General features: G+C 73.8%; 10 protein-coding genes, 1 tRNA gene and 1 pseudogene. 1 reads left to right on the top strand and 11 read right to left on the bottom strand.

The window, feature by feature from the left end; genetic code table 11:
• The 4 genes from VEL82_06305 to VEL82_06290 form a co-directional block, all read right to left on the bottom strand.
• Positions 1-1,107 (bottom strand): isocitrate/isopropylmalate dehydrogenase family protein, encoded by a 1,107-nt coding sequence (locus VEL82_06305; GenBank protein ID HXW67467.1) that lies wholly within the window; start codon positions 1,105-1,107, stop codon positions 1-3.
• A gap of 49 nt (positions 1,108-1,156) precedes the next feature.
• Entirely contained in the window at positions 1,157-2,068 is a 912-nt protein-coding gene (locus VEL82_06300; protein HXW67466.1) for a mechanosensitive ion channel family protein, read from the bottom strand.
• A 1,173-nt stretch (positions 2,069-3,241) separates the two neighbouring features.
• Complete coding sequence (locus VEL82_06295; protein ID HXW67465.1) at positions 3,242-5,533, bottom strand: DEAD/DEAH box helicase; 2,292 nt, start codon at positions 5,531-5,533, stop codon at positions 3,242-3,244.
• A 20-nt stretch (positions 5,534-5,553) separates the two neighbouring features.
• Positions 5,554-6,690, bottom strand: coding sequence for an acyl-CoA dehydrogenase family protein (locus tag VEL82_06290; GenBank protein HXW67464.1), 1,137 nt, complete (start codon positions 6,688-6,690; stop codon positions 5,554-5,556).
• 69 nt (positions 6,691-6,759) lie between these two features.
• On the opposite strand from VEL82_06290, the gene rqcH reads away from it, so the two are divergent.
• Positions 6,760-8,658 carry a ribosome rescue protein RqcH gene (gene rqcH / locus VEL82_06285; protein ID HXW67463.1) on the top strand — a complete coding sequence of 633 codons (1,899 nt, stop codon included), beginning with the start codon at positions 6,760-6,762 and terminating at the stop codon, positions 8,656-8,658.
• 53 nt (positions 8,659-8,711) lie between these two features.
• Here rqcH and VEL82_06280 read toward each other — a convergent pair.
• The 7 genes and pseudogenes from VEL82_06280 to VEL82_06250 form a co-directional block, all read right to left on the bottom strand.
• Positions 8,712-9,218, bottom strand: a pseudogene (locus VEL82_06280) (HVO_0476 family zinc finger protein).
• A gap of 109 nt (positions 9,219-9,327) precedes the next feature.
• A complete protein-coding gene (locus tag VEL82_06275; GenBank protein HXW67462.1) occupies positions 9,328-10,191 on the bottom strand; it encodes a glycosyltransferase family A protein in 864 nt (287 codons plus the stop codon).
• A gap of 44 nt (positions 10,192-10,235) precedes the next feature.
• Positions 10,236-11,117: a glycosyltransferase gene (locus VEL82_06270; protein HXW67461.1), complete on the bottom strand. Its 882-nt coding sequence runs from the start codon at positions 11,115-11,117 to the stop codon at positions 10,236-10,238.
• A 95-nt stretch (positions 11,118-11,212) separates the two neighbouring features.
• Positions 11,213-11,321, bottom strand: a tRNA-Pro gene (locus tag VEL82_06265).
• A 10-nt stretch (positions 11,322-11,331) separates the two neighbouring features.
• The gene (locus VEL82_06260; GenBank protein HXW67460.1) at positions 11,332-11,760 is read right to left on the bottom strand and encodes a UPF0179 family protein; all 429 of its coding nucleotides are present in this window, start codon (positions 11,758-11,760) and stop codon (positions 11,332-11,334) included.
• Positions 11,760-12,797: an NAD(P)-dependent glycerol-1-phosphate dehydrogenase gene (locus VEL82_06255; GenBank protein ID HXW67459.1), complete on the bottom strand. Its 1,038-nt coding sequence runs from the start codon at positions 12,795-12,797 to the stop codon at positions 11,760-11,762. The genes VEL82_06260 and VEL82_06255 overlap by 1 nt, the downstream gene beginning before the upstream one ends.
• 142 nt (positions 12,798-12,939) lie before the next feature.
• The gene (locus VEL82_06250) at positions 12,940-13,569 is read right to left on the bottom strand and encodes a radical SAM protein (GenBank protein ID HXW67458.1); all 630 of its coding nucleotides are present in this window, start codon (positions 13,567-13,569) and stop codon (positions 12,940-12,942) included.
• Positions 13,570-13,683: the final 114 nt, after the last annotated feature.

Here is a 13,683-nt window from a genome sequence, read left to right as displayed (position 1 = left end):
TCAGGAGTCGAGCTGGCCGTCCGCGCCCGCCGCGACCGCCGCCGGGCGCGGGAGCGGCGCGTCGAGGTCGACCTCGGGGACCTTGCGGGCGATCTCGGCGGCCATCGCCGAGCACGACGACGGCGGGACCGGTCGTAGCGTGTAGCCGGGAAGCGCGAGGTCGTAGGTGACGACCTTCTTCTCGGCGATCGTCTCCCAGACCGCGCGGAAGACCCGGTCGGCGGCCTCGCTCTCGCCCACATGCCGCAGCAGCAGCTCGACGCACAGGATCTCCGCGACCGGGTCGGCCTTGTCGAGGCCCGCGTACTTCGGTGCCGAGCCGTGGACCGGCTCGAAGACCGCGAGCTCGTCGCCGTAGAGGGCGCCCGGCGCCACGCCGAGCCCGCCGGCGAGGCCGGCGGTCAGGTCGCTGAGGATGTCGCCGAAGAGGTTCGTCGTGACCAGCACGTCGTAGTCCTCGGGCTTCTTGGCGAGCTGCATGCACATGTTGTCGATCAGGCGCTCGTCGGACTGGATGTCCGGGTACTTCACCGCCAGCTCGCGGAACGCGGTCTGGAAGAGCGCCCCGGTCGTCTTCATGATGTTCGCCTTGTGGACCGCGGTCACGCGCTTGCGCCGTTGGCGACGCGCGAGCTCGAACGCGAACTTGATGATCCGGTCGGACGCCTTGCGCGTGATGATGTTGACCGTCTCGGCCGCGTTGTGGTCGCGGTCGACCCAGTGCTCGACGCCGGAGTACAGTCCCTCCGTCGCCTCGCGCACGACGATGAGATCGGTCTCGGGAAAGCGGGTGCCCTCACCCGCGATGGCGCGCGCGGGTCGGACCGACGCGAACAGGTCGAGCTGCTGGCGCAGCGCGACGTTCACCGAGCGGAACCCGCTGCCGATCGGTGTCGTGATCGGCCCCTTGAGCGCGAGGCGGTTCTTGCGGATCGAGTCGAGGACCGCGTCGGGCAACGGGTTGCCCGTCCGCTTGATCGCCTTCTCGCCCGCCTCGACGACCTCCCAGTCGAAGCCGACCCCGGTCGACTCCGCGACCTTCAGGGCGGCCGCCGTGACCTCGGGACCGATCCCGTCGCCCGGGATGAGCGTGACCCGGTAGGGCATGCTTTCGGGCGGCCCGAGCGGCGAACGAACTTAAAGCCGCGTCGGGCCGCTAGGCCGGCGGGCCGGCCGACGGCAGCCGGGCGAGCACGGCACGCATCACGCGGTCGCGCACGAGCCCATCGTCCTGGATGCGGGAGGCGACGAGGATCACCCCGTCCCAGCTGGCCACCGAGATGTCGGTCACCTCGAGCTTGGGCGGAAGGCGCCCCGCGTCGTCGGGGAAAGCAGCAAGCACGTCGGCGAGCGCGGCCTCGACGCGGTGGACGTCGACCGCGAGCGGGAACGTCATGCGGACCCGGTGCACGCGGGGCACATCCGGCCGGGGGAGGACGGTGAGCGCGCTCAGGACGACCGAGTTCGGCACCTTGGCGACGCCGCCGGTGTCGAGGCGCAGGACCGTGTAGATGAGCTCGATGTCCTCGACGGTCCCGGCGTAGGCGGGGTAGACGAGCTCGTGCGGGTAGCTCGGCGCGAACGCCCCGTAGCTCGAGGAGATGATCCCGACCCGGTCGCCCGGGCGGAACGGGCTCGCCACGACGAGCAGGAGGCCCGCGAAGACGTTGGACAGGACCGTCTGGGCCGCGAGGCCGAGGACGATCCCGGCGAAGGCGCTCCCGAGGAAGATCGACTCGATCGAGACCCCGGCGAGGTGGGCGAGCGCGAAGACTGCGGCGATGCCGATGAGGATGTTGAAGAAGAGTCGGACCGCCGCGCCGTGCGCGAGCTGGCCCTGTTGTCGCATGACCGCATTCGCGGCGCCCGTGAACGCTTTCGCGACCGCGTAGGCGAGCAGGACGATCGCTCCCGCCTCGAGCAGGAGGATCTGCAGCCCTGTCAGCCGGTGGAGCAGCGTCGCATTGAAGACGCTGAAGAGCAGGTAGATCCCCGTCGCGAGCAGGACGACGAGCAATAGGTTGCGGAAGAGGAGGCGGAGCGGCCGGCTCTCTTGCGGCGCGGCCATCGCTCGTGTCAGCGGGGGATTCGCATAGCGCTTTTGCGGCTGAACGGTGCGATTATTAGAATTCTTATATTCGTGAGTTATACAGCCACCGGATGCTGCCGGTCGCGCATGCCGAGGTACTCGCCCGGGACTGGCTGCCGCCCGTAGTGCTCGGCCGGGAGCGGGCGGTCGCCGAGCTGCTGCGCCGCCTCGATCCGCCGAGCCCGCGGGCCCCCCCGCCGTGGGTGGTGGCGGCGGTCGGCGAGCGCGGGTCGGGCACCAGCGCCTGCGCCCGGCGTGCGGCCCGGGAGCTCGCGGAACGCCTCCGGGCGTCCGGGGGACCGCGCGCCCCGCGCTATCTCGCGCTGCGGGTCGCGGGCGCCCGGGGCACGCACGGGGTCGCGAGCGCGCTCCTCACGGCCCTCGACGAGGGCTTCGACGGCCGCGGCTTTCCCGTGGCGGAGATCCTGGCCGGCTTCCTGCGACGGCTGCGGCGCGAGGGGCGGCCCACGGTCATCGTGCTCGACGACCTCTACTCCGGCGGGCCCGAGCTCGGGCCCATCCTGCGCGCCTTCGGCGAACCCGACCGCTTCCTCCCCGAGGGAGAATCCGGACTGCCGCCGCTGTGGACCGTCCTCGCGGGCAGTCCGTCCGCGCTCGCCCAGGCCGAGCGGGCGCTATCCGGTCGCTGGAGGATCGCCCCGTTCGTCGCGCTGTCACCGTATACGACGCAGGAGCTCCGGGCGATCGTCGACGACCGGGCCGAGCGGGCCCTCGGGCGAGAACCTCCGGTCGAGCTCGTGGGACGACTCGTCCACCGGGCGGTCGAGGAGGGAGGCGGCGCGGTCCGCGCGATCGATCTTCTGCGGCGGGCGCTTCTGGGACCGTCTCCTACCCTGCGTCCCCGCGCGCCGGCCGGTCGGCGGCGCCTGCTCTCGATCTCGATCGAATCGAGCGTCGTGCGGGCGATCGAGGACGCAGCTCGGGGGGCCGAGGCCGTCGTCGGCGACGTGCGCCGGCTCGAGGCGCGCTACGCGCGGGCGCTCGGGCTCTCGCCGCTGCCGCCCACGACGCTCTGGCGGCGTATCGTTCGGCTCGAGCAGGCCGGCTACGTCCGGCGGGAGGTCCGCACGGGGGGCCTGGGGGGGACCCGCTCGCTCGTGCGGGTGATGACCCCGATCGACGAGTGGGTCGTCAGCCCGAATCCTCGGGGAATTCCTCGAGCGGGCGCACCGTGGGACGTGCCGCCGGTGGGCGGCGCGCCGGCGCCGGGACCGCCGCTGGCGGCGCCGACGGCCCGGGACGCCGAAGCTGGCTGAGCACCATCTCCGCCAGATGGGCCGAGCGCAGCGCGTGCTCGATGCGGTCGAACGGGGCCCGGTGCAGTGCCTCGCGGTCGGGGTAGCCCGCGCGGAAGAGCTGGCGCGCGCGCACGCGGCCGACGCCCTTCAGCCGGACCAGGTCGAGCAGCTCCTCGGTCGCGCCGTAGCGGATCCGCAGCGACAGGTCGTCGATCGGCCGCGCGAGCCGGCGCTGGAAGCGGCTCGCGAGCCGCCCGAGGCCGAACGCCAGCCACTCGGCGTCCTCGACCTTCGAACGGAGGTCGCCGGCGCCGATGCCGAAGCGCTCGGTGATCTCGACGATCGGGACCTCGTTGACCCACGCCTCCAGTACGCTCGCGGTCTTCAGGGTCGCGAGGTAGCTCTCGAGGTCGAGCTCGAGCGGCGGCTCCTCCGGCTTGACGAGCAGTTCCTCCGCCTCGTCGGTGTAACGCCCGAGCAGCTCCGGCTCCTCGGCCGTCCGCAGGAAGAGCGGAGGGAGGTCGGGCGTGGCGGCGATCGCCGAGAGGAGCGCGAAGGCGCCGACCCCCAGCGGGGCGCGCTCGAGCACCTGGCGCAGGACGAGCGCGCTCAGCGGGTCGAGGTACAGCTCGCTCGTGAGCGCCCCGAACGGGGTGGCCCGGAGTTCGGACCCGCGCACGAGGAAGTCGTTCTCCTCCAAGAAGCGCCGCACGGTCGCGACGGTGCCCTCTAGCTCGTCCAGCGGCCGGCAGTAGCCGTAGAACGTCGAGGCGAAGAACGATTCGAGCTCGGCCTCGTCCCGGACGGCGCCGCTCGCGACGAGGGCGAGCACGTGCATCCGCAGTGCCGGCTCGGCGGCGAGTCGGCTCTCGACCGCCTCGGGGGGGGCGGAGAGGTAGCGGTCGAGGAGGCGGTCCTCGTCCTCGGGCGTCCGGGCGAGGAGCAGCGCCTCCCCGTACGCGTCGAAGCGGGGCCGCCCGGCGCGGCCGAGCATCTGGTGGACCTCGGTCGCGGGGATCGGGGCCTGCATGCCGAGGCGGTCGTCGTAGCGGGTCGTGTCGCGCACGATGACCCGGCGCGCTGGCAGGTTGATGCCGGCGGCGAGCGTCGGCGTCGCGGTGAGGACCTTCAGCACCCGGTCCCGGAACGCGCGCTCGACCGCGCGGCGCTCCGGATTCGTGAGCGAGGCGTTGTGGTAGGCGACCCCGTGGGGCATGAGCGCGGCGAGTCGGCGCATGCCCTCCGTCTCTTCGTCGCTCGACTCGCCGAGCTCCTCGACGGCCGCGCGGGCCCGCGCGCGCTCCTCGGGCGCGAGCCGGGAGCGGACGGTCGGAACGAGCGCCTCCGCCAGCTGCTCGCTCGCGCGACGGGTGCTGACGAAGACGAGCGCCTGCCCGCCCTCGGCCAGGATCGAGCCCACCAGCCGGGGGACCGCCTCGCCGCTCCCCGGTATCTCGCGCGTCGATAGGTCGGTGAAGGTGATCCGGCCGTCGTGGTAGACGCCGAGCTTCAGCGGCACCGGTCGGAAGTCGCTGCCGATGTGCCGCGCGCGCAGCCACGCCGCGACCTGCTCGGAGTTGCCGACGGTCGCCGACAGCGCCACGACCTGGAGGTCGGGGTACGCGCGCCGCAGCCGCGTCAGGCCGACCTCGAGCGTCGGGCCGCGCTCGGGGTCGCGCATCAGGTGCACCTCGTCGGCCACGACCACCCCGAGGCGATCGAGCCAGGGACTGCCGCGTCGCAGCAGTCCGTCCGCCTTCTCGCTGGTCGCGACGAGCACGTCGAGCCGTTCGAGCTTCTCCGCCGGCAGGTCGAAGTCGCCGATCGAGAGGCCCACCTTGAGCCCGAGCCGCTCGAAGCGGGCGAGCTCCTCGGCCTTCTCGTGGGCGAGCGCGCGCAGCGGGACGAGGTAGAGGCCGGTGCGCCCGGCACGGGCGGCCCGCAGGAGGGCGAGGTAGGCGACCAGCGACTTCCCGCTCGCGGTCGGGCAGGAAAGGAGCACGCTCTCGCCGGCGAGGACCGATGGCAGCGCCGCGGCCTGCGGCGGATAGAGCGCCCGGACGCCGTCCTCCTCCAGGACCGATCGCACGCCCTCGTCGAGCGCGGCCAGCTCGATCGGCGCCAGGGTCGACGCTCGTCCGCCGGTCTCCGGCGACGGGGCTTCGGGCCGGCGGCGGCGCGCCATGCGCCCAGGAGCCCGGCGCGTTAGTTATCGTTTGGTTCGTCGGGGGGACCGGCGAGCGCGCGCCCGAGGATGAGCTCCTGGATCTCGGTGGTCCCCTCGACGATCGGGAACACCCGCGCGTCGCGATACAGGCGGCCGGCCGGGGCATCGGCCCGGGCACCGCTCGGGCCGGCAATCTCGACGCCGGCCGACGCGATCGACACCGCGGCCCGGGAGGCGACGAGCTTCGCCACCGAGGCGTCGGGTACCGAGGAGGCCCCGGCGTCCGCGCGCTCGGCCGCGAGCGCGACGAGCGCCCGGGCGCCGGAGAGCTCGGCGAAGGCCCGCGCGAGCCGGATCCGCTTCCAGTCGACCGGATCGTCCCGGACCGCGTCGCGCAGCGTCTCGAAGGCGGCCTCGGCGACGCCGAGGGCGCAGCTTGCGATGCCCACGCGGCCGCCGGCGAGCGCGCCGAGGGCGATCCTCAGCCCGGAGCCCTCCGACCCGAGGAGGGCGTCCCCCGGCAGGCGGACCTCGTCGAGCACGAGCTCGGTCGTCTCGCTGCCCCGCAGGCCGAGCTTGTCCAGGCGCTGGGAGACCGAGAAGCCCGGGGTCCCGGGCGCGACGATGAAGGCGGAGATCCCGCGACCCTCGAGCGCGGGATCGTGCGTGGCGAACAGGAGGATCGTGCCGGCGCTCACCGCGTTCGAGGTGAACATCTTCGTGCCGCGCAGCACGAAGTCCCCATCGTCGCGCCGGTACCGGGTCGCGATGTGGGCCGCATCCGAGCCCGCGCCCGGCTCGGTGAGCGCGAATGCGCCGATGCGCTCCCCCCGGGCGAGCGGCCGCAGGTAGCGCTCGCGCTGCGCGTCGGAGCCGTGATCGAGGATCGGCCGCGCGCAGACCGCCAGGTGAACGGAGAGCGTCACCGCGACCGCGGCGCTCGCGCGGGCTAGCTCCTCCAGCACGGCCGCCGTCGCGCGCACGTCGCCCCCCGCGCCGTCCCATCGGCCCGGGATCCCGAGCCCGACGAAGCGCTCCCGGGCCAGGGCGGCGAGCATCCCGTCGGGGATCCGATCGTCCCGATCGATCGCGGCCGCGACCGGGCGGATCTCCCGGTCCGCGAACGCGCGAGCGCGGCTCCGCCAGGCCGTCGCGCCCGTCGCTGCTTCGGCCATCCGATCGGGGGACCCCGCCGAACCCTTAAGGAGTGACGCCGGGTCGGCGGCGCGCGGAGGGAACGGGCGATGGCCGGCGAGCCGACCCCGAAGGACCGGTTCACCTCGCTCGACACGCTCGCGCTCGTCCGCGAGCTCCGGGCGGTCCCGAGGGCCCGGGTCGACAAGGCGTTCGACCTTCCGAGCGGCGGGTGGTCGCTCGCCTTCCGGGTCCCCGGCGAGGGGCGACGGGAGCTCGAGCTCGTGCCCGGTCGCTTCGCGGCGCTCCTCGATGACGCGCCCGAGCACCGCGACGAGCTCTCGCCGCTGGCGCGCGAGATGCGTCGCCTCCTCTCGGGAGCGTCGCTCCGCTCGGTCGCGGATCCGGCCGGCGAGCGCTACCTCGAGGTCACCCTCGGCCGGACCGACGAGCCGGATCCGTACGTGCTCGCGCTCGAGATGTTCGGCAAGGGGAACCTGATCGTCGCGCGCGGCGGGCGGATCGCGGCCGTCGCCGAGACCCGACGCTGGGCCCACCGCCAGCTCCGGGTGGGCAGCGAGTACTCTCGCCCGCCGACGCGCCTCGACCCGTGGAAGCTCGCGGTCCGCGAGCTCGACGGTGAGCTCGCCCGATCGCGGACGGACCTCGCGAGCACGCTGGCCGCGCGCCTCTCCCTCGGAGGGCCGGTCGCCGAGGAGGTGATCGCGCGCGCCGGCGCGGTGGGCTCGGAGGCGGCGTCGGCCCGAGCCGCCGCGCTGGCGCCCGGGATCCACGCGGCCCTCGCCCGGCTCATCGACGAGGTCGGGGACCGGCCGCGTGGCTTCCTCTACACTCGGGACGGTAGCGCCGTGGACGCGACCCCGTACGCCTCGCAGCGCTGGTCCGGGACCCCGGGCATCGAGGTCGTCGAGCGGCCGACCTTCTCGGCCGCCGCGCACGAGTTCTTCTCGTCGCTCGTCGTCGCGCCACCCTCGCCGGCGGAAGCGGAGGCGGCGCGTCGGCGGCGCGAGCTCGACCGACTCCTCGAGCAGCAGTCGGCCGCGGTCACCACCCTGGGCGAAGGGGTCCGCGGTCTCCAGGAGATGGCCAACGCCGTCCTGGCGCACTATCCGCAGGCCGAGGCGGCGCTGGAGCGGGCTCGCCTCGACCGGCACGAGGGCCGGATCGTCGAAGCGATCCTCGGCGGGCGCGCCGTACCCCTCCGCGCGGATGCCACGCCCCGCGAGTCGGCGCGCGAGCTGTTCGAGGAGGCCAAGCGGCTCCAGGCGAAACTCGCCGGCGCGCAGGCCGCGCTCGCGGAGACGGAGGCGAGGCGCGCCGCGCCGCCGGGGGTGGCCCGGCCCCCGGCCCGCTCCACGGTGTCGCCCCGGGCCGGCCGCGCCCACTGGTTCGAGCGGTTCCGCTGGTTCCTGAGCTCGGAGGGGACGGTCGTCGTCGCGGGCCGGGACGCCGCCTCGAACGACGCGCTCGTCCGACGGCACCTCAAGGACGGCGACCGGTATGTGCATGCCGACCTCCACGGCGCCGCGAGCGTCGTCGTGAAGCACCCGGCGGCGGCCGGGGCGACGGTGGGGGAGGCGACGCTGCAGGAGGCCGGACAGTTCGCGGTCGTCTTTTCGAAGGCGTGGCGGGCGGGTCTCGCCTCGGCCTCGGCCTTCTGGGTCGAGCCCGACCAGGTGTCGAAGACCGCAGCGAGCGGCGAGTTCGTGGCGCGGGGCGCCTGGGTGATCTCGGGAACGAAGCACCCGTTGCGGGACCTGCCCCTCGAGATCGGGATCGGGACGATCGACTACGACGGCGAGGAGCTCTGGTCGGCCGCCCCGCCGGCGGCGCTGCGGGCCCGGGGACGCCTGCGTGTCGTGCTGGTTCCGGGCGAGGAGCGGGAGCGCGAGCCGACGGAGGTCGCGCTCGCGCGCGAGCTCGGACTGACGCGTCCCCGGCTCCAGGCGCTCCTACCGGCGGGGGGCCTGTCGGTCCGGCGCACGTAGGCCCGACCTACCTCCTCCGCCCGGAAGCGATCGCCGAGGCGCTTCCAGGTGTGGCCGTTTGCGCGCAGCGCCACGATGGCGTGCGGCCGGTCGTCCACGGAGAGGGCATCGCCGATCCCGAGGAGCGTCCCGTGAGGAAGGGCCAGCGACGCGGAGCGCGTGCGACGTCCCTCGACGATCGAGACGGCCACGACCGTACCGCGATCGCGCACCGCCCAGATCGTTCGCAGCTCGGCGGCGCGCGCCGAGCGGACGGAACGGCCATCGGGGCCGTCCAACCGCCGCACCGTCAGCGGGTCTCCCGCGACGGGCACGGTCGCGCCCACCGTCAGCCGAGCGAGTCGGGGCAGCGGCAGCCGGGACCGTTCGCTCACCGCGCCGTCCGACACGATCAGCTCCACGTCGGCGCGCTCGGCCGGGGCCGACGCGAACGGGTGGGTCAATCGGCAGTTCCGGCAACGCGCGATCCCTCGGACCCGGCCCCGTCGCGGTGCCGAGGTCCGGTCGACCCGGAGGATCCGGTGCGGGGTCGGACGGCCGCAGTTGGGGCACTCGAGCATCGCCGCCTCGACGCGCAGGTCCGACGCGCGCTCCTCGGAAGCGCTCGTCTCGGAGGGCGGCACGAACTCCCACGACGCCGGCGGGGCCTTGAGCGTTCCCGCCGCCGGGCTAGCGGGTGCGGGGCCAACCGGGCGTGGCCACGGCCCGCGCGACATCTGCCGAGGTCTCCCCGAGCCCATCGTCGAGGAATCGAGCGTCCCGGCCGGACGCGGCGAGCGAGACGTACCCCACCGCGCTGAGCGCGAGCCCGGCCAGGAATCGAGGCGTCGTCCGCCGGGTCATCGCCAGGTAGCGGACGAACTCGGCGTACCGGTAGCCGAGGAGACCGAACTTCTTGGCGGCTCGGATCGACACACGACCGCGCTGCCACCAGGGGCGCGTGGCGCCATGCCCAGCGTGGCGCTCCTTGAGGTCGACGGCAATGGCGTCCACGGGGAACCGCCGGAAGTGCAGGCCGGCGCGGTAGGCCTTCAGGATCAGCCCGAGCTCCTCGGCGACCTGGCTCGGCGGATAGCCGCCGAGCCGCTCGAGCGTCGCCCGGCGCCAAACAAAGAACCGGGTCGACGACGGGTTCGCGTCGGACAGCCCGATCGCGTTCAGGACCTCGGCCGTCGGGGTCCGCTCGAGCGCCGCGACCGCGCTGCGAAGGACCGACGGCGCGTAGCGGTTGTCGGCGTCGAGCTGCGAGACGATGATCGGCGCGCTCGTGAGCGCGACCGCTCGGTTCCGACCTTCCCCCCGATTGCACGGCTCGGACCGGACGTGGACGCGCGGATCGTTCCCGATCGCGCGTCGGATCTCGTCCAGCGTGCCGTCGGTGGAGGCGGCGTCCGCGATCGCGAGCTCGCCACCGGCGTCGAGCTCGGGCATGAGGCTCGCGAGGCTCGCCCCGATCGTCGGCGCGTTGTTGCGCACGGTGAGCGTGAGCGCGAAGCGGGGTCGCTCCCCCACCGGCGGGGTCGGCGCGGCCATCGCCCCCTCGGAGCGGGGGCCCGCTTTATTCCGTTGTCGGCCCGTCAGTGGAACCGATTGAAGCGGAAGAGCAGGTAGCGGGCGAGCCCCGGAGACAGGCGGGCGAGCCGCGCGAGGCGGCGCAACGGCGGCTGGCCCTCCCCCTCGGCGAGGAACGTCCGGGCCGCCGCCCGGGGCGCGCGGTCGTGCTCGAGGGCCGACAGGAAGCGGAACTCGGAGCGGCGCCGGAGGTGGAGCGCCGCGATCGGGGATCCGTCGGGAACGCCACGCTGGCGCGCGTAGGCCAGCATCGCCTCCTCCGCCTGGGCCCAGCGGTCGTACAGGGCGGAGTGCCGCGCCCGGAACTCCCGTTCGCTCGTCCGGTGCGAGCGCGAGATGTTCCCGGCGTGGTAGCGCCACCGGGTCAGCGAGCGGTCGAGGACCTCGATCCCGTTCGGCGCATCGACGTCGGCGAGGAGCAGCCAGACCTCGTCCGCCTGCCATCCCGCCGCCCGGAGGAGCGACGTCCGCGCAGTGGCCCAGGCGCGGCGCAGGGCGAGATTCGACGAGAGGGCCCAGCGGCCGCCCGACGGCGTGCCCGCTCGCAGGAACCGGTCGTGCTCGTCGACGATGTCGTAGCCGTGATTGAGCAGGACGAGGTCTCGGCGGGCCGCGAAGCGGTCGCGAACGACGCCGACCTTCTCCGGCTTCCAGGTGTCGTCGTCATCGAGCAGCGCCACCACGTCCCCCCGGGCCGCCTCGACGCCGTCCGCGTGCTTGCCGCCGGTGGAGCTCGCGGACGTGCGGACGTCGCGGTAGCGCCCCTCCCAGGGGCCGAGGGGGGCATCGTACGGGCGCACCACGACGATCTCGTCGGCGCCCGCCGCCGCCGCGGAGGCGACCGCGGCCTCCAGCAGCGGCCGCCGGGCCGGATCGTGCGCGATCACGACGGCGCTGACGGTCAGCGAGATACCTGCCTCCCCGGCGTCGCCCGAGCGCCCGACGGAGTTAACGGGCGCGCCGGCGCGCGGGTCCGGCCGCCTGGGGCTGCCCGAATTTGAATCGGGGTCCCGGGCTCCCAAAGCCCGAAGGATGGACCAGTAGAGCGGACGGAGGTTCGGGCCTCGCGTCCGTAGCTACCCCACAGCCCCACAGCGGGACCTAGACCGCTTCCACCCGTTTGAGGGTTCGGCCGATCCGGCACTCCGCTGGCTCGGGCTCGACGCGCTCGATGCGGAAGCGCTGCTTCGACGGCAGCGTCGGACCCGCGCAGTCCCACCAGTTCGGGCAGTCGAGGCGCCGGCACGGGTAGCGCGCCGCCTCGACGGAGCTCCCGACGACCGCGCTCCGGCTCTCGACGAGCAGCGCCCGCGGGACCGCTCGAACCTCGACCACGTGGGCCGGCGACTCCTGCAGCGCGCAGGGGTGGGTCACGGCCCGGACCTTCGACACCGCGTAGCGACGTCCGACGTCGAGCGTCAGGCACGCGTGCCGGTACGGGCAGGTGCGGCAGACCGGGCCGCCCCCCTGGTAGACGAACTCGAAGCCCTCGCGCGCTTCCCCGACCGCGAGCAGCGTGATGTCCGGCATCAACCGATCACCCCGGTCCGCGTCGCGAGCCGCTCGGCGGCCTCGCGGGTGAGGCCGTTGTCGCCCAGGATCGTGTAGCGCTCGGGGCGCAGCGTGTGCGCGAGGACGAGCGCTTTGACCACCTCGTCGGCCGACACGCCGAGCTGGTCCGCGGTGATCGGCGCGCCGACGCTTCGGAGCGCGGACTGCACGCGCTGCCAGTCGCCGCCGTGCAGGTACATCATCATGATCGCACCGACCCCGCACTGCTCGCCGTGCAGGCTCGGATGCTGGGCGACGCGGTCGAGCGCGTGGCTGAACAGGTGCTCGCTACCGGAGCAGGGGCGCGACGAGCCCGCGACGCTCATGGCGATCCCCGCGACGATCATCGGACGGATCGCGATCCAGACCGACTCCTCGAGCCCGGGCTTGATCGAACTCGCGTGGTCCATGATCTCGCGGGCCGCGTACTCGCTGAGCGTCGCCGCCGTGCTCGAGAACTCCTCGCCCTTGAGCCGCACCGCGAGATGCCAGTCGAGCACCGCGGTGACGTTCGAGATCACGTCCGCGCAGCCGGAAGCGAGCAGGCGGAACGGCGCCCGGACGATCACCTCGGTGTCAGCGATGATCCCGATCGGCACCGCCGCCTCGATGCTCGTCGTCCGCTCGCTGCCGTGGAGCGTCGCGCGCGGCGAGGAGATGCCGTCGTGCGCGGCCGACGTGGGGAGGCTCACGAACGGGATCCGGAGCCGGTAGGCCACGACCTTGGTGATGTCGATCTTGCTGCCGCCGCCCGCGGCGATCAGGAACCGGGCGCCTTTCGCGCGCACCTCGGCGGCAACCCGGTCGACCTCCGCCTCGGTCGCCTCACCCGCGAGGACCGCCTCGGCCCGGAAGCCGTCGGCGCGCAGGATCTCGACGGCCCGGTTCCCCGCGAGCAGCGCGGTGGTCGAGCCGGTCACGACGGCGCCCGTGTCCGCGAAGTCGAACTGGTGGCAGGCGGCCCCCAGCTCGTTGAGCACTCCGTGGCCCGCGAGCACGATCCGCGGGAAGACCATGCCGCGGGCCTTGCCGAACGGCGAGTCCGCGCCGACCGCCGCCGCTCGGGCCGCCGACGGTTCGACCGACATGGACCAAGACGCCGCACGGGGGGAGCGGCCTCATTAGCCTATGCGTGGGCGTGCCGGCGGGCCGACCGGACTACCGTCCCGGGACATCCCCCCAGAGCACCTTGTGCTCCTGGAGCATCACCCGCGCGTCGAGCCGGTCCGCGAGCACCCAGTCGGCGAGCCGGCCGGCATCCGTGCCCCACACCGGCTGGAAGACGACCTGCGCCGCGCACGGCCGGGATCGGAGGACGCGGCGCGCGTAGAGGTAGTCCCGGCGGTCCGCGACCACGAACTTCAGCACGTCGCCCGGGCGCAGGAGCGGGAGGTTCGCCCATCGGTTGTGGGCCTCCATCCGGGACGCGGGGCACTTCACGTCCACGCTGAGCACGACCCGAGGGATGGCGAGGTACGGTCGTACGTCCAGCGAGCCTCCGGTCTCGATCACGGTGGTGAGGCCCTGGCTCGAAAGGGCGCGCACGAGCTCGACCGACGCCGTCTGGAGCAGCGGCTCCCCGCCGGTCAGGCACACGTAGCGGGTGCGATGGCCCGCGATCTCGCGTAGCAGCGACGGGATCGAGCGCTCGTGGCCCGGCCCAAACGAGTAGGTGGTGTCGCACCAGCTGCAACGCAGGTTGCAGCGAGCGGTCCGCACGAACGAGGTGCGCACCCCGGTGAGCGGACCCTCGCCCTGGATCGAGTGGAAGACCTCGATGATTCGCACGTCGACCCTCGGCTCCACCGTTCCCGCGGCGGACGTTTACGCTTTCGCGTGCGAGGCCGACCGCCGCCCCGGCGCTCGGTCCTGCTCAAATAGAGAGGACGTGTCGAACCGCCG

It is taken from the genome of Thermoplasmata archaeon (genome assembly GCA_035622275.1).
In the GTDB taxonomy this organism is placed as follows: Archaea; Thermoplasmatota; Thermoplasmata; order Lutacidiplasmatales; family UBA184; genus Lutacidiplasma.
Note: the sequence above shows the minus strand (reverse complement) of the source record. Positions and strands in the feature narration are given on the sequence as shown.

Bases quoted from the DNA above. Each gene is read 5' to 3' on its own strand.
- VEL82_06305 (HXW67467.1), bottom strand. From the start codon at position 1,107: ATGCCCTACCGGGTCACGCTCATCCCGGGCGACGGGATCGGTCCCGAG.
- VEL82_06300 (HXW67466.1), bottom strand. From the start codon at position 2,068: ATGGCCGCGCCGCAAGAGAGCCGGCCGCTCCGCCTCCTCTTCCGCAAC.
- VEL82_06295 (HXW67465.1), bottom strand. From the start codon at position 5,533: ATGGCGCGCCGCCGCCGGCCCGAAGCCCCGTCGCCGGAGACCGGCGGA.
- VEL82_06290 (HXW67464.1), bottom strand. From the start codon at position 6,690: ATGGCCGAAGCAGCGACGGGCGCGACGGCCTGGCGGAGCCGCGCTCGC.
- rqcH (HXW67463.1), top strand. From the start codon at position 6,760: ATGGCCGGCGAGCCGACCCCGAAGGACCGGTTCACCTCGCTCGACACG.
- VEL82_06275 (HXW67462.1), bottom strand. From the start codon at position 10,191: ATGGCCGCGCCGACCCCGCCGGTGGGGGAGCGACCCCGCTTCGCGCTC.
- VEL82_06260 (HXW67460.1), bottom strand. From the start codon at position 11,760: ATGCCGGACATCACGCTGCTCGCGGTCGGGGAAGCGCGCGAGGGCTTC.
- VEL82_06255 (HXW67459.1), bottom strand. From the start codon at position 12,797: ATGGTCTTCCCGCGGATCGTGCTCGCGGGCCACGGAGTGCTCAACGAG.